Here is a 19,764-nt window from a genome sequence, read left to right on the forward strand (position 1 = left end):
AAACGCAGGACCCCGAAGCCGGGGTCTGAACAACAAGACGGAGACAAATCAGATGACAGTCAAAATCGCGATCAACGGATTTGGCCGTATTGGCCGCCTGGTACTTCGCGGCATTATTGAAAGCGGCCGCACGGACGTCGTCCCGGTGGTCATCAATGACCTGGGCAGTGTCGAAGCAAATGCTCATCTCCTGAGCTATGACAGCATTCACGGGCGCTTTCCCGCAGATGTAAAGGTTGATGGCAACAAGCTGCTTATCAGTGCTCATGGCCGGACATGGGATCCGATCATCGTTACAGCCGAGCGCGACCCTGCAAAGGTGCCGCTCCAGGGTATCGATGTCGCCATGGAATGCACGGGCCTGTTTACCTCAAAGGAAAAAGCATCCCCGCTGCTCACCGCCGGCGCCCGGAAGGTGATCGTCTCGGCGCCTGGCGAAAATGTGGATGCGACGATTGTCTACGGTGTGAACCAGGACACTCTGACTTCAGACATGACTGTTATTTCCAACGCATCCTGCACAACCAACTGCCTTGCTCCCGTTGCGAAGGTTCTTGATGACGCGTTCGGCATCGTGCGCGGCTACATGGTGACGATCCATTCCTATACTGGCGATCAGCGCACCGTGGACACTCTCCATAAAGATCTGCGCCGTGCCCGCGCTGCTGGTCTGAATATGATCCCGACATCCACCGGAGCGGCCCGCGCTGTTGGACTTGTCCTTCCGCATCTGAAAGGCAAACTGGACGGCACGGCGATTCGCGTTCCCACAGCTAACGTGTCTCTGGTATCGCTTGATTTCGTGCCCAAAAATATTCCCGGATCAGTCGAAGCCGTGAACGAAGCTGTTAAAAAAGCCTCTGAAGCCGGTCCGCTCAAAGGCATTCTGGCTTACAATACAGCGCCTCTCGTTAGTTCCGATTTCAATCATGCCCTGGCGTCATCCACTTTCGACGCAACGCAGACGTCGCTGGTCGACGGTGGTCAGCTCATCCGTATCTGCGCCTGGTACGACAATGAATGGGGGTTCTCCAACCGCATGTCGGATACTGCCGCCGTGTTTGGGGCGCTCTGAAACCGATCTCCGGAAGTATCTCATCACGATGAGGCTTCCGGGTTCTATGTTTGCCATGTCACCCGGGACAAGCCGTTCACCACTCATCGAATCAGGCTGAACCGTGCTGCGACAAAAAGGATTAAGTCGATGACAACCCGGTCTTTCAGAACTCTCGACACACTGGACCCACGCGGCAAAAAAATTCTTCTGCGCGCGGACCTGAATGTACCTGTTCGCGATGGCACAATTTCAGACCTGACCCGCATCGAACGGCTTACTCCCACCATCAGGGAACTGGCCGACAAAGGCGGACGCGTAATTGTTGTCAGCCATTTCGACCGGCCAAAGGGGAAACCAGTGCCTGAGATGTCTCTTGCGCCGATCTCCGAAGCGTTGGCCCGTGTCCTTGGCAAAAAAATTACATTTGTTCCCGACTGCGTGGGCGCTGTCGCACAGAATGCTGTCGCTGCAATGACAGACGGTGATGTGATCGTCCTTGAAAACACGCGGTTCTATCCCGGCGAGGAGCAAAATGATCCGGAAATGGCGAAATCACTCGCCTCTCTCGCAGATATTTATGTCAACGATGCCTTTTCCGCAGCTCACCGGGCTCATGCTTCTACAGAAGGTGTCGCCCACCACCTCCCCTCCTTCGCAGGCAGACTTATGGAAATAGAACTGGGTGCGCTGGAGGCCGCGCTGGAAAACCCGCAACGTCCCGTCGGTGCGATTGTGGGCGGTGCAAAAGTTTCGACCAAGCTCGATCTGCTGAATAATATGATCGAAAAAGTCGACATGCTTGCCGTCGGCGGGGCAATGGCCAACACCTTCCTTGCCGCACAGGGCCTTTCCGTGGGCAAGTCGCTGAAAGAGGCCGACATGCTCGATACGGCAAAATCGATCATGACCAAGGCGAAGCAGCGCGGTTGTGATCTGATACTGCCTACAGATGTCGTTGTTGCGTCAGATTTCATGGCAGGGGCGCCGTCTGAAATCGTCCCGGTTACAGATATTCCCGATGGCTGGATGGCTCTGGACATCGGCCCAGAAACTGTGGCGCTCCTCAACAAAAAACTCGGCAAGCTGAAAACTCTCGTCTGGAACGGTCCTTTAGGCGTGTTTGAAATGCCACCTTTTGACACAGGCACGAATGCGGTGGCGCAGGAAGCGGCCCGTCTGACAAAGGCTGGTCAGCTGAAAACCGTTGCCGGCGGCGGCGACACCGTATCAGCACTTCGTCATGCGCATGTCCTCCATGATATGTCTTACGTTTCAACTGCCGGCGGGGCTTTCCTGGAATGGCTCGAGGGCAAGCTGCTGCCTGGTGTCGTGATGCTTGGGGAAGCCGGGCATGATGTCGCGCCCCTTTAACGCTTCATTAAACCGGCATCGGCTAGCACCGATGCCGGTATCGGGGCACAGGATATTCATTTTATGATCTCGTCTGACCTTCTGAGTATTTTTTCACTGCCAGGCGGGACACAGACGACTTCACAGGCAACCCGTAAAGCTGCTTCGACATCTTCAGCGCTGACCACACAATCGGCATCAGGTTCAGTTTCGTCCCGTGCGAGGTCGGGGACAGTAGCGATACCTTCTTCCGGAGAGGGAGTGCCCGCGTTTCGCCGCCGCGGGTATTATCTGGATCTTGTCATCTGAATCCGTTTTATCCGGCAGCGCCGGAATAGCCTGGTCTGCAATCCTGACAAGTTCTTCCTTTAGTTTGCCTGCATTCCCGCTTGTTCCTGCGGGAGAGCTCGGCTAGACAGAGCCCGTGTTGTCCGCGTAGCTCAGCAGGATAGAGCACAGGATTCCTATTGAATTGGGCGCCGTGAGGGGAAACCGCACGGTGGAACTGCTCAAATTCGGGGAACGCTTGACCCTCTGCCGGTCATGCCAATCCCGAGCCAAGTCCGGATATACCGGAAAGGTGTAGAGACTGGACGGGCAGCGCCTGTTGGCCCTTGATCGGGTCTATGGCGAAGGGACAGTCCAGACCACGAACGTAGCGCCGGATGGCCTGCGGCGGCGAAAGTCGAAGTGGTACGAATCCTGGGGCCGTGGGTTCGAATCCCGCCGCGGACACCATGCAGCACATCCCTCGGAACAGTTTCATGAGGATATTTCGCTCTCTGACAGAGGCTGTTGTCCACGTCCGAAGATTTCACATCATCTGCAACCAGCCTGACCAGTATCCGTTATCAACGTATCCCTGTCAGGACATTTAAGATGCGACACATAACAAGCGGTGTCCCCTCCAGCCCTGAAATGCCACCGGGTTCATCCGTCCCGCCTCCGCCACCGTGCGATCCGGAAACACCACCCCCGCGGCAAGAGCCGGAACGGCCATTTCCTGCCAAAGATCCTCCCTTAGAAAAACGTCATTGACGCCCCTGTGCCAGAGCAATTCGCAAAAATGAAAAATGGCGGCATATGGCTCACATATTGAACGACGCCGGGATTTAATAAGGAGCAGTGTGAGCAGAACTTAATTTTCCATCTGTTTACGCCCCATTTCATTTACCATCTGTCAACCGCGGAGACGGTAACTGCGAAGGGGATGCGTCAGTATCTGACGCGCCACTTCTGGCTTCAGGCGCACTCAGGCGAGGAACGCGGCCATGATGACCAAAATTAACAATTCTTGCCTCTGCAAGATGGACGTAACCGACAAGACCTGACCTGAGAATAGCCACAGCAAAAGCTGAACCCAGCAACGGGCCAATCAGGTAAATCCAGATCGATGACAGATTGCCATTGAATATCGCCGGACCAAGTGAACGGGCAAAATTCGTGCTGTCACCAGATATCCATGCAAAAATTGGATTCATAACAAAAAAATACCAGCCGCCGATCCAGGGTGCAAACAGTTGCAGGCGCGGATGTGCTGCCGCCCAGTACAATGCAAAAATCAGTCCTGTTGTGACAATGATCTCAGTGGCAATGACCCAGAAAGGACCCAGAGCGGGCGCTGGAATCGTTGCCGCATAATGTGCGGCGGAAGCAATATGCCCCCATGGATGAAACAGCATCCCGCTGAGCGAAACCAGCCATGTTCCAAAAAGGGCGCCGGCTGTCTGTGCACAGACATAACCTAACGTGTCGAGCCACGACAGACGCCCGGCAGGCGCAAAAGCAAGAGAGACCGAAGGACTGAGATGGGCGCCGCTCACTTTTCCGAAACGTGTCATTGCAGCCCATGTCCCGGCGAAACCAAAGAACAGACCGCAAAGAGCCGTTTGCAGATAGGGATGGTCTGTCAGAAGCAAGGCAACAGGCGAACCGTTCCCCGACAAAATAACAACAGCAACCACGCCAATTATCATCATAATTGCTGTCGCAACGGCCTCACACCCATACAGCTTCCAGTGAAACGGGTGCTTCGGATGTGGCGCGCCAGCCAGCGGCCGATCCTCAAGTTCCATCTTCGTAAAATGGATGTGCGGGAATTTCAGGCGCAGATGACCATCATTATGAGACTGGCGCGGCGTATCTTTCCACATAACAGGCGCGTTCTTTCTCCGATTATCGGCGCACCGTAAGCGCGCCATCTCTTTTTAGATAATGCCTTACACATCGCCGCGCTTCATCTCAGAATGTAGATGAGCGATACCAGCTCATCATAACAAACACGGTTCATCCGGAGAGCTGATCAGCATCCATGCCATCAAATAGTCAGAGCCCTCGACCAGATTTTTACCATTCTTTACCCACAGAATAACTGTCACTGTGACTTCTGTGCGGGTAGCAAAACACTTTCGGGACATACCGCACAACAGTCGCATTACGTCCCGGGAACTGAACCGGATACAGGAACTGTTCATGAAGCACACTATTGGGACTTGCAGCTTATTATTACTGATGATGATGCTAAATGGCTGCTATGCACAGTACAATTACCGGCCAGCCGGATGGAATCAGGGATGGTATACCGGATACTACGGCGGCCACAGAGGCTGGTATGACAGTCGGGGATATTGGCGCGGCTGGCAGCAAGGCGGTGTCTGGCATGACGAACAAATATCGAAACGACGTGATCCGCGATGGCACACCGCCGGCAGCCGCTAAGACAGGACGGAATGGATTTTACGCATGATGAAACGTTTTCTTATCGTTACACTTATGGTCGGGCTGGTTTCGATCTCTGCGCCAGGCAAGGCAGCGACCGACTGCACCGGCGCATCCTGCACACAAAGTCCAGGAATTGGGCAGGACATTGCAGCAGGAACAAAAAACGCTGCTCATAATACGGCGCGCTGGAGTACGCGCACTGGAAAGAACATCGGTCAATGGAGCAGCCGGAAAGGGAAAAGCGTCAGGAGCTGGACTAAAGAAAAAGCCGGTGACGTTGGAAAATGGGGCAGCAACACAGGCAAAAACGTCGGTAACTGGGGTAAAAAGACCGGACAGAACGCAGGAAATTTCTTTACCGGAAAGCCTGCACAGTCAGGTCAGACATCAAACTGAAACCATCAGTAAGGCTGGCATCTGGCAGGAAAATATTCTCGGGATCATATGCTCCGTCTCCCGCAATGATCTGACGACCAGCTGACCGTCGATCTTTCATCTGGCTGACTATACTGTACCGGTTTCCGACGCGGCAGTGCGTCAGCTTACAGGAGAACCCCGCCAATGCCTGATGCCGTCTCCGGCGCAGCCGAGCGCCTTACTTCGTTTCGCGTTCTTTTTCACAGCGAAGGGCTTGATGGGGTCATCGTGCCGCGAAGCGATGAATACCTTGGCGAATATGTGCCGGCCTGCGCGGAACGGCTGGCCTGGATCTCTGAATTCACCGGCAGCGCCGGGCTCGCCATCATCCTCGACACAAGAGCTGCCGTTTTTTCCGACGGGCGGTACATCACACAGATGGATGAACAGATTGACGGCGCGTTGTGGGACCGCCTGCACATTACAGAAACGCCGCCGGGTAACTGGCTCGCCGCCCATGCGCCTCAGGATGCGAAGATCGGATATGATCCGAAAGTTATCAGTCAGGCAGTTCTGGACACGCTCGCAGCACCGGATATCAGCCTCGTCCCGACAACACGAAATCTGATCGATGTCATATGGAGTGATCGTCCGTCGGCCCCGATGGCACCGGCAATTGTTCACTCCCTTGAATTTGCCGGAGAGAACAGCAAAGCGAAGCGTGCAGCACTGGCTGAGAGGTTGATTCGGGAGGATCAGGATGCTGTCGTCATCAACGATACGACTTCGGTCGCATGGCTTCTGAATATCCGGGGAACTGACGTCCCATGCACACCGGTCGTCCTCAGTTCCGCTCTTCTCTACCGTGACGCACGGGTCGATCTGTTTATCGCGTCCGGTAAAATCACTGACGAGGTCCGTTCCTGGCTGGGCGCGGATGTTACGGTCAGACTTCCGGACTCTTTACCCGAAACTCTTGCCAACCTTTCCGGCAAGACAGTTGTCGTTGATCGCGCCAATACACCGGTCTGGTTTACCCAGATGCTTAAAACCAGTGGCGCAACCGTTGTGGAAGCCAGCGATCCATGCGCCCTGCCCCGTGCGACAAAAAATCTCGTTGAGCAGGAAGGCGCCAGAAAAGCGCATCTTCGTGATGCAGTCGCAGTCTGTAAATTTCTACACTGGCTCGAAACACACGCCATCGGCTCAACAGAACTGGATGCGGCCGCGCAACTGAAAGCGTTTCGGTCTGAAGCACCCGGGTTTCGCGAAGAGTCATTTGAAACAATCTCCGCAGCCGGCCCCAACGGTGCGATCATGCATTATCGCGTAACCCCAAAATCAAACCGGAGCATCGGCGCAGATACAGTTTATCTGGTCGACAGTGGCGGCCAGTACGTCGACGGCACGACAGACATTACCAGAACAATCTGGACAGGCCCGGGCCTGCCATCGAAAGAGCTCCAGGCCGCATTCACCCGCGTGCTTAAAGGTAATCTCCGGCTCGGACGCGCAGTTTTCCCGGTCGGCATTGCCGGACACGCACTTGATTCACTGGCCCGTTTTTCACTCTGGCAGGCACGGCTTGATTTCGATCACGGAACAGGACACGGCGTTGGAAGCTATCTTTCCGTTCATGAAGGCCCGCAACGCATATCAAAAGCTTTTAGCCCTGTTGCTCTTGCGCCAGGCATGATTCTCTCAAACGAACCCGGCTATTACCGCCCCGGCTCTTTCGGCATTCGCCTCGAAACATTGCTGCTGATATCGGAACCGGAAACAGGGCCTGACGGAAAGCAGTTTCTGTCTTTCGAAATACTGACATTCGCGCCGTTCGATAAGCGGCTGGTTGATCCCGATATTCTCGGTGATGAAGACGCAGCACTTCTGAATTCCTACCACGCTGACGTTCTTGCAGCCGTCGGACCGCACCTGCCGCACGATGTGTCTTCATGGCTGGCGCATGCCTGCTCTCCCATCAACAGGAAGTGAAAACACGCGATTGCGCGTCGCGTTCTGAGCCGATGCAAGGCAGAACAGGCGGCGGATGCTTAGGGAGAGTATGATGACAGACAGCAAATCCATCCCCACCACGCTGATTCCTGGCGACGGAATTGGTCCTGAAATCACAGAATCGGTTGTTGAAATCCTGGATGCGGTCAATGCGCCGTTCGCCTGGGAACGCCATATCGCCGGCATGGCAGCGGTAGATGCCGTAAATAATCCTTTGCCTAAGGACACGATTGACAGCATCCGCAAGACAGGGCTTGCCCTGAAGGGACCGCTCACCACACCGGTTGGCGGCGGCTTCAAGTCCATCAACGTCACACTGCGTCAGGAGTTCGGACTTTACGCAAATCTTCGTCCTACAAGGACGATCATTCCTGGTGGCCGCTACGAGGATATCAATCTCGTCATCGTCCGTGAGAACCTTGAGGGTTATTACGCGGCGATGGAAAATACGATCCCGGCAGACGGCGACCCGAAAGGCATCGCCCTCAGTGGTGGTTACGTATCCCGCAAGGAATGCAATCGCATTGTTCGCTTCGCATTTGACTATGCCGTGAAGAACAATCGCAAAAAGGTGACGCTTGTCCACAAGGCGAACATCATCAAGCAAATGTGCGGCATGTTCCTTGAAGAGGGTCGCAAAGTTGCCGAGGAATATAAGGGCCGCGTCGCTGTCGATGAGCGTATTGTTGACGCTTGTTCGATGCAGCTTGTCACCAATCCGTGGCAGTTCGATGTAATCGTCACCACTAACCTGTTCGGTGACATTCTCTCGGACCAGGCTGCTGGTCTCGTTGGCGGTCTCGGTCTGGCTCCAGGGGCGAATATCAGTGACAAAGCCGCTGTATTTGAAGCCGTGCATGGTTCCGCGCCGGATATCGCGGGCAAAGGCATCGCTAACCCTCTGGCTCTGCTGCTCGCCGCGGTGATGATGCTTCGCCACGTTGGACGCCAGGATCTTGCCGACCGTATCGACAGCGCCATCTCCTCCGTCATCACAAGCGGTGAAGTCCGCACGGGTGACATGGGCGGCAAGGCCAGCACGAAAGATCTGACAGCCGCACTGAAGCAGAAGCTCGTCTGATCGTTTTCATGCGGCTTTATGCCGCGTGAAAAATAGCAGAACTGAAAAATGGCCACCTCCGCTTATCCCGGAAGTGGCCATTTTCAGTTTGAGCGCCGGCTATTCGCCCGGACTACACTGATATTTACCGGGATATTTACCAGACAGTTACCGATGCAGGGCATTCTCCGTGGCTAATTCGCAGCACGGAGATTCTTTTGCCTGTGACAACCGCCCCGGTGTCAGCAGACCCGCCAAAACGCAGAGCACCCCGTGCTGCTCCGCTACGCACTGAAGACCGCGGCAGCGCTGCTGCCAGCCTTGCCCCCCGTTTTGTCCTGTCAACGCTAACGCTTGCAGGCGCGGATTTTCTGTCCGAGCCAACGATGGCTCCAGGACGAAATATACGTCGCCGTCCCCGCGAACCCGCATGGGCGGTCACGCTCGCTCAGGGCTGCGCTGTTGCAGCGACATTACCGAAACATTGTCGGCTTTCGCTCCCGATTGATTATCCGGAAGCCATTCCGGACGATCTCATCCTCCGGTTAACCCAGGTGCTTTCACAGACAGATGTCAGCATCGAGCGTCTTGATCTGGAGTTCGGCGAATCGTCCCTGGCGGCAGACACAAACACCCTGTGTTATTCTCTCGCTGCTCTGCGCGATGCCGGAGTTGGTTTAATCCTGTCGGGACTGGGCACTGGCACGACGAGTCTGACTTTGTTGCGTGATCGCGTCCTTGCAGGATTACTGACCGGAATCAAGCTGGACCGTCATCTGCTGCTGCGAGATCCCGCCCATATTGAAGCCGGACACGTTCTCACACGCACGATTGTGCAACTCGGCAGCGATTTTGGTCTGGTTACCCGGGCAGAAGGTATCGACAGTCAGGAAACACTCGCGTTTCTACGGGAGATCGGATGTCAGGAAGGTCGCGGCTCCCTGCTTGGAAAGCCGCAGCCTGCCCCGCAATTTATATCTTCTCACTTTCAGTCCGGTTCTTCGCGGGCCAGATCCTGACCTTAAGAAGGTCGCTTCGTAGACAGCCGCTGGCAGAGGCTTTATGCGCGCGCCATGACAGCAGCGAAGAAAGCCGGGAAGACCCGGATCGGTATCGATTTCGGAACCACGAACAGCGTCATCGTTATCCGTAAACCCGACGGCACAACGCAGACCGTCAGCTTTCGTACAGCTGACGGGAACGTAACTGATACCTGCCGGACATTACTCAGCATCTGGCTCGAAAACGCAAGGAATCGTCGGTCGATACGACGCGCTGTGGGCTCTGAGGCAATCGAGGCTTATCTGGACGATCCGACAGAGACTCGTCTCATTATGTCTATGAAGTCCTATCTTGCGCAGGAGAGTTTTCGTGAGACGCAGATTTTTGGACAGAGCGTGCCTCTCGAGATTCTTGTTGCCACCTTTCTTCGTGAGATCATGACGCTTGCCGGCCTCTCAGCCGAAGACTGCACTGTCACAGTCGGGCGTCCGGTCCGGTTTGTCGGAGATAATGCTGACGACGCTCTCGGCGAACAGCGTCTGTGCACCGGCTTTGCCGAGGCCGGGTTCAGCGATGTTTCCGTCATGCTCGAACCGGAAGCAGCCGGCTGGCGATTCGCACAGCGTCTGGATCGCCCCGCGACTGTACTTATCGGGGATTTTGGCGGCGGCACGAGCGATTTCTCGGTGATGCAATTTGATCCCCGCGCGCGGAACGCGACACGGGCACTTGGCTATGCGGGTGTAGGCCTAGCTGGCGACCAGTTCGATTTCCGCATTATCGATCAGGTTGTTTCGCCCGAACTCGGACGCGACAGTACTTTCCGTATTATGGGTGGAACACCGCTGCCCGTACCTATCGAATGGTTTGCATCTCTCGGGCGATGGCACCGCCTGTCTCTTATGCGAACGCCGCGAATCCTGAATGAAATTGCCGAAGTTGCCCGAACGGCCTCGGAACCCGACAAGCTTAAAAACCTGATCGAGCTTATCCGGGAACAGAATGGTCAGCTGCTTTATACAGCTGTCTCCGAAACCAAACGGGCCCTCTCATCCGCCGATCATGCCACTCTGCGATTCGCCCAGCGCGGCATGACAATCGAGCGGACCGTGTCGCGAGAGGCATTTGAACGCTGGATTGCGCCGGATATCACCCGCCTCGGTGAAGGAATCGACCTTGCCATCAGCCGCGCCGGCCTCACGCCAGGACAGATAGACAGGGTCTTTCTCACCGGCGGAACCTCATTCGTACCCGCCGTGCGAAATCTGTTCATCAGCAGATTCGGTCAGGAGCGCGTCGAACTCGGAGGGGAGTTTGTCTCCGTCGCTGAAGGACTGGCGCTGGCAGAGCCTTTTCCACCAGCCTGACTCAGCTATAACACGAGCAACTTCGTGCTGACCGGGTGTTGTCTGAACATCCTTGCCCATATGATACAGGACAACATGAAACGTCAGCTGATCCTTTTGCTGTTCCTTGTATCGATGGCTGCTGCGGCCGTGCTTCCCGGCCTTGCTGTTCACATGCCGCATAAGCCTGAGGCCTCTGCCGCCGACCTTACCCCGGTTCTCACATCAACCTCACAGATCATAGATGCAGTCATCGCCCTGCCGGATGGCCGTTTGGTGCTTGAGGCCCCGTCATGGGTCGGAAATCCCTCCCCTCAGCTCAGCGTCGGCAAGCCGGGAGCATCATCACCTCCGACGCCGTATCCGGATGCAGAGTGGAATGACAATAATGGAGATATCTCACACCATTTCGTCTCCATCACAGGCATAACACTGACGAAAGACGGGAAACTCTGGGTCGCGGACAGTGGCGTGCCGGATCGGGAAAAGCCGCCGACAGCGCCGGCTCGTCTGATCTGTATTGACACGGCAACCAGCCAAGTAACCAGAATCATTCCTGTTCCTCCCGCCGAACTCCACCCTGGCAGTATTCTCGGCGGCATTGCCGTGCATGACCAGACAGCTTACGTAACGGATTCAGGCGTAGCCGGCTTACTGGCTGTCGATCTGCAAACGGGTGAGACGCGCCGCGCTCTTGACCGTGTCAGTGCATTGACTGCCGGGCGCCCGATCAATGCCGCGGCCGGCATCGTCAGAGCACCGAATGGCCATCCGCTGGCCATTGATGCCAGCCTCATAGCCGTGAGCCCTGACGGAAAGTGGCTCTATGTTCAACCCTATTGCGGACCACTGTTTCACGTCGCGACATCGCTCTTCAGCGATCCCGGCACGACGAATGCGGCCCTGCAGGAAAGCGCCACGCGATGGTATAAAACCAATGCGCTGGGCGGCCTTACAGTTGGCCCGGACGGAACATTATACTGGGCGGACGTCACGACCGGAAGCATCGACAGCTACACGGAAGGGCGCATTCCTCATCATCTGATCACCGATACGCGGCTGCACTGGCCCGGCGGTCTGTCACTATCCGGGCAGACGCTCTACATACCGGCATCGCAACTTGATCAGGCAGCACGCTTCCATAACGGACATTCAGCCGTCCGGTGGCCTGTCACCATCTACAGGCTCAAAGTGCCCGAAGACGCAACCTCCAACGTTCTCCACAAATAGTCCCCTCCCCGGAGGAGACCAGACGGGTTATATAACGCGCATGCAATACGTCTCCACGCGCGGCCAGGCGCCGGCTCGCTCTTTCTCCGATATTCTGCTTGCCGGTCTCGCCGAAGACGGTGGCCTGTTCATGCCTGAATCGTGGCCACATTTTACCGCCAGCGAATGGAGAGAGATGCGCGCTCTCCCATATGCGGAACTGGCTGCGCGAGTCATGGCGCCTTTCACCGCTGGATCGATTGATCACAAAACGCTGCTGGATCTGTGCCGGAGCGCCTACGCAAATTTTGACCATGCAGCCATCGTTCCTCTCGTACAAATCGAGGACGGACTGTTTGTGCAGGAACTGTTCCACGGGCCAACTCTGGCGTTCAAAGACATGGCGATGCAACTGCTGGGCAGATTGTTCGATCATGTTCTGACGGAGCGTGATGAGCGTGTAACGATCGTCGGCGCGACCTCCGGAGACACCGGATCGGCGGCAATCGAGGCATGCAAGGGTCGTGAACGTCTTTCCGTCGTCATTTTACATCCTGAGGGACGCACCTCTGACGTTCAGCGCAGGCAAATGACGACTGTACCTGACGCTAATATAACCAATCTGGCGGTTCAGGGAACATTCGACGATTGTCAGGATCTGGTAAAGGCGATGTTCGCTGATGCCCCTTTCCGTAACGACATGCGGCTGTCCGCCGTTAATTCAATTAACTGGGCGCGCATCGCAGCGCAGATCCCCTATTATGTGGCGGCGGCCCTGTCTCTGGGGGCACCCGACCGGGAGGTTTCGTTCGCGGTCCCGACCGGGAATTTCGGCAATATTCTTGCCGCATGGGTCGCCCGCAAAATGGGCCTGCCCGTAAAACGCCTGTGCGTCGGCTCCAACAGGAATGACATTCTCACACGTTTCCTGAATGCCAACGATATGACCACTCACGCCGTTGTGCCCAGTCTCTCGCCATCCATGGATATTCAGGTATCGTCAAACTTCGAGCGTCTGCTGTTTGAATTTCTGGATCGCGATTCAGATGCCTGCGCAACCCTGATGACTGATTTTCGAAAAACCGGAAAAATGGCTGTCCCGGAACGGGTCTGGTCCTCGATTCACGAGCTTTTTTCAGGTGTAGCCCTTGATGACGAGGCAACGACGACCGAAATCCGCAGAGTGCATAACGAGAGCCAGTATCTTGCTGACCCGCATACGATTATTGGCGTGACGGCCGGACGAAAATTTCGTCAGCCCGGCATTCCGATGGTCGCCATGGCGACAGCCCATCCGGCAAAGTTTCCGGACGCGATGCGGGCGGCAACAGGTATCCTGCCAGCCCTGCCACCCTCGCTCGCAGATCTCTTCGACCGCGAAGAACGCTTCCGGGTCGTGCCGAACTCACTTGACGTTGTTGAGGATGCCGTCCGCTCCGGCGTTCTTAATAACACCCGCTAATCTCCATCGGCGCTTTTCCGCCCGACTTCAGGACCAATATGACCGATCCTATCCAGCAGACCCGTCTTCCTTCCGGCCTGACCGTTGTGACCGAGCGTATGGACCGGGTCGAAACGGTATCATTCGGTGCCTATGTCGCAACCGGCACACGTAATGAGCTTCCGGAAGAAAATGGTGTATCGCATTTTCTCGAGCATATGGCGTTCAAAGGTACAGCCACGCGCTCCGCTGCCAGAATTGCCGAAGAGATTGAAAATGTTGGTGGACATATCAACGCCTACACGGCGCGGGAGCAGACCGCCTACTACGTTAAACTGCTAAAAGACGACCTGCCGCTCGGCATCGACATTATCGGTGACATTCTGACGCATTCCGCGTTTGCGCCCGAAGAAGTCGAGCGTGAACGTGGCGTGATACTTCAGGAAATCGGACAGGCAAACGATACTCCCGACGATATTATCTTCGATCATTTCCAAGAAACAGCGTTCAGCGGTCAGCCAATGGGGCTTCCGACTCTTGGAACAGAAAGTCTGATCCGTGACATGAGTCGTGACACACTGATGTCATATATGAAGACCCATTACACGCCTCAGAACATGGTTGTCGCCGCAGCCGGCAATCTGCATCACAACGCTGTTGTCGACATGGTTGCTCGTCATTTCGAAGATCTGCCTTCCGTTCCGATGCCACACAGAACCCCAGGACGTTATACTGGCGGCGAGTTCCGTCGTGAAAAAGATCTCGATCAGGCTCATATCCTGCTCGGCTTTCCATCTGTCGGTTTCGGTGACCCGGATTATTACGCGGTTCTGCTGCTTTCCACGGTCCTTGGTGGTGGCATGTCTTCGCGGCTGTTTCAGGAAATCAGAGAAAAACGTGGGCTGGTTTATTCCGTCTATTCATTTGCCTCACCGTTTCTCGATACCGGCCTGTTCGGCATCTACGCTGGCACAGGCGAAAAAGAAGCAGAAGAACTGCTACCAGTGACGCTGGCCGAGCTACAGAAAATTCAGGAGCGTGTCGGTGACGAGGAACTTTCCCGGGCCCGGGCACAGCTTAAGTCCTCGCTGCTGATGTCGCTCGAAAGCACGGGCAGCCGTTGTGAACAGATCGCTCGTCAGCTTCAGATTTTTGGTCGTCTCATTCCGATCGAGGAAACGGTTCAGAAAATCAACGCCGTCACACCTCAGGATATCTGCCGCGCTGCAACGCGTGTCTTCCGCTCTCAGCCAACACTGGCCACGCTGGGGCCGATCGGTGGCGTCATGTCACTTCATTCACTTCAGCAGCAGCTTGCCGCATGAGCACATCTCCTCTTGATCTCGCCAGCGACCTTGTTAATCGGGCGCGCAAAAAAGGTGCAGACGCCGCGGACGCTGTCTATATCGGCAGCACCTCGCTGGGGGTTGGCGTCCGGAATGGCACAACCGAAGAACTGGAGCGTTCTGAGACCACAGATCTCGGACTGCGGGTCTTTCGCGGCAAACGTTCGGCGATCGTTTCGACATCCACACTCGACCACAACGGATTCGATGCTCTTGTGGATCAGGCGCTCGCCATGGCTCAGGTTTTGCCAGAGGACAGTCATGTCGGTTTACCGGACGGTGTTCCTCTGATCGGGCACTCTGAAACAAATAGTCTTGATCTTGTCGATGCGGCGGAACCGGATGCCGCCACATTGCTGGAGCGCGCGCGCACGGCAGAAAACATGGCAAAGTCGGTCGAGGGTATTACGAATTCAGGCGGCGCACACGCTACATGGGGTCGCAGTACGGTTGCGCTGGCAAGTTCTTCGGACGTAGCCGGATGTTACTCCCGCACGAATCACTCTGTCTCAATGAGCGCTCTTGCCGGGCATGGCACCGGCATGCAGCGCGATTATGATTATCATTCGACCGTCTGGCTGTCCGATCTTGATGCCCCTGAAACAATCGGAGCAAGCGCGGCACGCAAAGCTGTCGCACGACTTAACCCGGTTCGTCCCAGGACCGGGACTTTTCCGGTTATCTTCGATCCCAGGATTGCCAGCAGCTTTCTCGGATATTTATCCTCCGCCATCAGTGGCGCCTCGGTTGCCCGCGGTACATCCTTTCTGAAAGCCCGTATGGGAGAATCGGTGTTCCCGACGGGAGTGACGGTGACGGACGACCCTTCCCGTTTACGTGGGCTTCGATCCAGACCATTCGATGCAGAAGGTGTTGCAGGGCAGAAGCTTGATCTGATTCAGAACGGAATATTACAAAGCTGGCTTCTTGACAGCCGCAGCGCCCGACAACTCGGGATGCAGACAAACGGCCGTGCTACACGGGGACCATCCTCCCCCCCCACTCCGGCCATTACCAATCTCTTTTTCCAAGCCGGAACCGCTTCGCCAGCAGAACTGATGTCAGACATCAGCGAAGGTCTCTACATCACGGAAATGATGGGATCAGCAGTCAATATGTTGACGGGAGACTACAGTCGCGGCGCATCCGGATTTATGATCCGTAACGGACAGATTGCTGAACCGATTGCAGAATTCACAGTTGCCGGCAATCTTTCTGACATGTTCGGCCGGTTACAGTTAGCAAATGATCTGGTGTTCCGCTTCGGGGTCAATGCTCCGACAGTCCGGATTGATGCGCTGAGTATTGCAGGAAACTGATGCTTATAATTACTCTTATCCGTTAATGGATATTGAATTCCTCTGACAGGCTGGCAACCGAACCAGCCGGCCACTTCTCCAGGAGATTTCCTCTGCCCGCCATGAAACGTAAAGTCTCGTTTTCTGTTGCAGTTCTTACTCTACTGCTCGTTGTTTTTCCGCAACAGGCCGATGCCAGACCAGGAGAAGGAAGTTCAACAGGCAGCCGGGGCAGCAGGACCTGGTCCGCGCCCGCGCCAACAAGGACTACGCCGTATGGGGCGTCACCAATGGAACGCTCCATCACGCCGCGCCCGGCCCCTGACTACAATCGCAGCTATAATGCACCTTATGCCAGTAGCGGGATGGGCCGGTCCCGTCATCCGTTTCTGACAGGGTTTGCTGGCGGCTTACTCGGTGCTGGTCTTTTTGGTCTGCTTTCAGGACATGGCCTCTTCGGCGGGATCCATGGTCTGTTTGGTTTCATTGGTCTTCTGATCCAGATTGCCCTTGCTATCCTGCTTATTCGCTGGCTGATCAGCATATTCGTGCGTAACAGAAATAGTTCGTCCGCTCCGGCACGCGGCAGTTCAGGCTTTCCGGCAGGCAATGCTCCCGCTCTCCAGATCGGGTCACAGGACTATCAGGCTTTTCAGCAACTGCTGCTAAATGTTCAGGCAGCTTGGAGCCAGCAAAATATTCCGGCATTGCAGGGCATGGCAACGCCGGAAATGGTCAGTTATTTCAATCAGCAACTCAGTGCTCTCACAAGTCGGGGCGAGCGCAATATAGTGTCTGATGTCCGGTTTCTTCAGGGCGATCTGTCGGAAGCATGGACTGAAAATGGCTATGATTATGCGACTGTCTCCATGCGTTACAGCCTGATAGATCTGACCACGGATATGACTGGGCGCGTCGTTACGGGCAGTTCCACCGAACCTGTAACCGTAACCGAACTCTGGACATTTATTCGTCCTTCGCGTGGCGGAAGCTGGCTGCTGTCTGCAATTCAGCAAAGTCGATAACTGAAGATTATAAATGCCTGTCTGGTATTCTGTGAATATTGGACAGGAAATTTCGCTTATCCGCTACGCAGATGGCTGAATTTCCGATGATGAAGTATCTTCAGCCCATTCTTCATGAAGTTCTTTCAGACGAGTGGCTATCTCGGCCTTTTTACTTCGCGCCTTATATTGTCGAATGAGTTTTGCTGAGATCAGAGCCATCTCCAGGACCAGCCATCCGGCTCCGGCAGCGCACCACCCGATCATAACCGTTTCCGGCATAAGAAGAAGAGATATGGCTGCTTCAAGCGACCCGTCCTCATTCCACAGAATATGTAATGGATGCATCAGGGCTGCGAATTCATAGGGCAGCATCATCCGGACCAGATCCTGATCCCGGGATCTGTCAGTCAGATATACAACGATCAGGGGTAGCATCAGCACGCCAGCCAGCAGAGAATATCCAGGCAACCATGCCAGCGCAGCCCCGCAGGCCAGACCATGGCTCCATTTCATGGGCAACCCGCGCCTGACGACTGATGTCATAACACGACCTCCAGACATAGTGATACGATCGCCGCGACAGTTCCGACCGCACTTGCAACCCTGAACATTTCATTCCGAAGGCGAGGCGAAATTTTCGCTGTCTGCCGAACAAGGTTACTTTGCTGCATTTCCAGCGCTTTTGCTTCACGTTTTGCTGCGAGCCACGCGTCACGATCACCAGCCATCGCTCTGACATCGTTGAGCAGATCAAACATCTGAACGAGATCGCCGCTGTCCGCCGCTACCGCCAGCGCCTCGCTCAGACGCACTCTCGTTGTCCGACTGCGCCACTGCTTCAGCGCCGGGCCCAGATGCGGGAGAAGTTTTCTGGCAATCCCGGGCAAAGGCCCGGTAGCATAAAGCCGCTGCAATTTAGCAAGAAGGCGCAGATCAGATGCCCATGCAGAAGAGTTCTTACCTGCGATATCGTCAAAATACTCTATAAGTCCGTTTCGATGAGCACAGGCAAACAGGAACGTCGTCATATATGGATCGAGTAATCCGGGAATCCCCGTCTGATCGACATTTTTTCCCGCGTTGAGCCATTGAAGAAGAGCCCAGGCCACGGAGAAACGCTGATCTATGCATCGTGATGACAGGCAGGGCTGAAAGGGATTGAGAACATAAGCCAGCCGCACGACATCGGACGGGGCATCAATCGTGGCCTCCCGCGCTGCAAGCTGCACCTGCTGACATGATGTTGTCTGTCCGGTGATTCCGGTTAACTGCCCAAAACGGGAGAGCCTCCCACCCTGCACGACCGCAACTATCGCGGCTCCCAGATCAACCGGAAATGTGCTGGCGCCTGAAGCAACGGCAGCCGAAAGCGTCCCGATGGCATCAGGCCAGAACCAGAGACCATCCCAGAACATCGGTAATGACGGATCCAGGATCGCGATAATTTCCATCATGGTCGCAGGTGATAGAGAGGCATCTCCGGAAGCAGTGCTATCTTTCGCCATCACACCCAGCCGGCCAGCCGCCTGAGTCAGGCCCAGTTCATGCGATAGCCATCGCTCAAGGACCCCGCGGCGAAAAAGGTCTGTGAATTCAGCCTGATATCGCGCTGCATACCAGGCCAGTTGCCGTGTCGTACGAACCCGGACAGGCCCAACCTGCACCGGCATCGCGGCAACAGCCTGGCGCCGGGCGACAAACCCCTTACGATCAGCCGCATTCAGCAAATCACGTGGTGCCGGACGGGCCGAAGGGTCATCCGAAAGCATAGCGGCCAGAAGCGACATTACGTCCGGAGAGAGCGTGAGATGTCCGGCAAGCACGGCAAAACTGCCTTTTGTAATCCGCTCTTCTGTCAATGCTCCTGTCTGATCGCCGCTATACGGCATGCTGCCACCGAGGAGCCACGCGGCAAGAGCTCCCAGCGAAAAAACATCATCTGCAATCGTACCGTTGCCCCGAGCAGCCGGGGCACAGATAACCGACGAAATCGACTCGAATCTGTCAGGTTGAAATATTGCCGGAGGCGTCGCCAGGCCAGGCCCCAGACGGACAGGAAAACGACTGCCGGGATCAAAGACATTGTCAGGACGAATGGCCCGGTGCGTAAAACCAGCTTCTTTATAATGATGGAGAACCGTAGCAATCGGTTCGATGACTCTTTCGAGGACCGCACTCTCCGACCAGTTCTGCGCCTCTGCCAGTGTCGATCCCGGTGGCGCATCACAAATCAGCCAGACGGCACCGGTTGTTTCATCCAGTGCGTGGACGGTCAGAAGGTGCGGCGACCGAAGCCGGGCCATCTTCTGTGCATTCGCCCGTGCCGGATAAAGCGCTCCCGGTGCCAGAGCAATGGTGCCGGAATGCGATGAAAGTGTATCATGAGCGACGTAAGCCGGACACCGGGCCAGTTCGGGCAATGGCTGCGTCGTCTCTACGACATAGCGTCCTTCGATCGTAATACGATCATCAGTGCCTTCCCCGAGATGCTCATCCATATCTTCAGCAAAATCCGACCCGGCCATAGCCACCCTTCACGCATTCATGAACGGGGGCA

16 protein-coding genes are annotated in these 19,764 nt (G+C 55.6%); 13 read left to right on the forward strand and 3 right to left on the reverse strand.

What is annotated here, in order from left to right; genetic code table 11:
* The first annotated feature begins 52 nt into the window (after positions 1–52).
* Both gap and GOB90_RS10920 read left to right on the forward strand, forming a co-directional pair.
* Positions 53–1,075 carry a type I glyceraldehyde-3-phosphate dehydrogenase gene (gene gap / locus GOB90_RS10915; protein WP_146887424.1) on the forward strand — a complete coding sequence of 341 codons (1,023 nt, stop codon included), beginning with the start codon at positions 53–55 and terminating at the stop codon, positions 1,073–1,075.
* Between the two features lie 129 nt (positions 1,076–1,204).
* Complete coding sequence (locus GOB90_RS10920; RefSeq protein WP_146887422.1) at positions 1,205–2,428, forward strand: phosphoglycerate kinase; 1,224 nt, start codon at positions 1,205–1,207, stop codon at positions 2,426–2,428.
* Positions 2,429–3,573: 1,145 nt separating this feature from the next.
* Here the strand turns inward: GOB90_RS10920 and GOB90_RS10925 are convergent.
* A complete protein-coding gene (locus GOB90_RS10925; protein WP_242011959.1) occupies positions 3,574–4,560 on the reverse strand; it encodes an MIP/aquaporin family protein in 987 nt (328 codons plus the stop codon).
* A gap of 371 nt (positions 4,561–4,931) precedes the next feature.
* Between GOB90_RS10925 and GOB90_RS10930 the strand changes: the two genes are divergently transcribed.
* The 11 genes from GOB90_RS10930 (at position 4,932) to GOB90_RS10980 (ending at position 17,225) form a co-directional block, all read left to right on the forward strand.
* The gene (locus tag GOB90_RS10930; protein WP_173572051.1) at positions 4,932–5,153 is read left to right on the forward strand and encodes a hypothetical protein; all 222 of its coding nucleotides are present in this window, start codon (positions 4,932–4,934) and stop codon (positions 5,151–5,153) included.
* A 120-nt stretch (positions 5,154–5,273) separates the two neighbouring features.
* Entirely contained in the window at positions 5,274–5,609 is a 336-nt protein-coding gene (locus GOB90_RS10935; RefSeq protein ID WP_146887416.1) for a hypothetical protein, read from the forward strand.
* Positions 5,610–5,689: 80 nt separating this feature from the next.
* Complete coding sequence (locus GOB90_RS10940) at positions 5,690–7,477, forward strand: aminopeptidase P family protein (RefSeq protein WP_146887413.1); 1,788 nt, start codon at positions 5,690–5,692, stop codon at positions 7,475–7,477.
* Between the two features lie 70 nt (positions 7,478–7,547).
* Positions 7,548–8,579, forward strand: coding sequence for an isocitrate/isopropylmalate dehydrogenase family protein (locus tag GOB90_RS10945; protein WP_173572052.1), 1,032 nt, complete (start codon positions 7,548–7,550; stop codon positions 8,577–8,579).
* 203 nt (positions 8,580–8,782) lie between these two features.
* Positions 8,783–9,577 carry an EAL domain-containing protein gene (locus GOB90_RS10950; RefSeq protein WP_146887411.1) on the forward strand — a complete coding sequence of 265 codons (795 nt, stop codon included), beginning with the start codon at positions 8,783–8,785 and terminating at the stop codon, positions 9,575–9,577.
* A 54-nt stretch (positions 9,578–9,631) separates the two neighbouring features.
* A complete protein-coding gene (locus GOB90_RS10955; protein ID WP_146887409.1) occupies positions 9,632–10,927 on the forward strand; it encodes an Hsp70 family protein in 1,296 nt (431 codons plus the stop codon).
* A gap of 75 nt (positions 10,928–11,002) precedes the next feature.
* Complete coding sequence (locus tag GOB90_RS10960) at positions 11,003–12,136, forward strand: major royal jelly family protein (RefSeq protein WP_242011960.1); 1,134 nt, start codon at positions 11,003–11,005, stop codon at positions 12,134–12,136.
* A 40-nt stretch (positions 12,137–12,176) separates the two neighbouring features.
* Positions 12,177–13,577, forward strand: coding sequence for a threonine synthase (thrC, locus tag GOB90_RS10965; RefSeq protein ID WP_146887407.1), 1,401 nt, complete (start codon positions 12,177–12,179; stop codon positions 13,575–13,577).
* A 38-nt stretch (positions 13,578–13,615) separates the two neighbouring features.
* The gene (locus GOB90_RS10970) at positions 13,616–14,881 is read left to right on the forward strand and encodes a M16 family metallopeptidase (RefSeq protein WP_146887405.1); all 1,266 of its coding nucleotides are present in this window, start codon (positions 13,616–13,618) and stop codon (positions 14,879–14,881) included.
* Positions 14,878–16,221 carry a TldD/PmbA family protein gene (locus GOB90_RS10975; protein ID WP_146887403.1) on the forward strand — a complete coding sequence of 448 codons (1,344 nt, stop codon included), beginning with the start codon at positions 14,878–14,880 and terminating at the stop codon, positions 16,219–16,221. Before GOB90_RS10970 ends, GOB90_RS10975 begins: the two co-directional genes overlap by 4 nt.
* Before the next feature lie 101 nt (positions 16,222–16,322).
* Positions 16,323–17,225 carry a Tim44 domain-containing protein gene (locus GOB90_RS10980; protein WP_146887401.1) on the forward strand — a complete coding sequence of 301 codons (903 nt, stop codon included), beginning with the start codon at positions 16,323–16,325 and terminating at the stop codon, positions 17,223–17,225.
* A gap of 63 nt (positions 17,226–17,288) precedes the next feature.
* Here GOB90_RS10980 and GOB90_RS10985 read toward each other — a convergent pair whose 3' ends face one another.
* Both GOB90_RS10985 and GOB90_RS10990 read right to left on the reverse strand, forming a co-directional pair.
* A complete protein-coding gene (locus tag GOB90_RS10985; RefSeq protein WP_146887399.1) occupies positions 17,289–17,750 on the reverse strand; it encodes a hypothetical protein in 462 nt (153 codons plus the stop codon).
* Positions 17,747–19,732: a serine/threonine-protein kinase gene (locus GOB90_RS10990; protein ID WP_146887397.1), complete on the reverse strand. Its 1,986-nt coding sequence runs from the start codon at positions 19,730–19,732 to the stop codon at positions 17,747–17,749. Before GOB90_RS10990 ends, GOB90_RS10985 begins: the two co-directional genes overlap by 4 nt.
* Positions 19,733–19,764: the final 32 nt, after the last annotated feature.

It is taken from the genome of Acetobacter oeni (assembly GCF_011516825.1).
GTDB lineage: Bacteria > Pseudomonadota > Alphaproteobacteria > Acetobacterales > Acetobacteraceae > Acetobacter > Acetobacter oeni.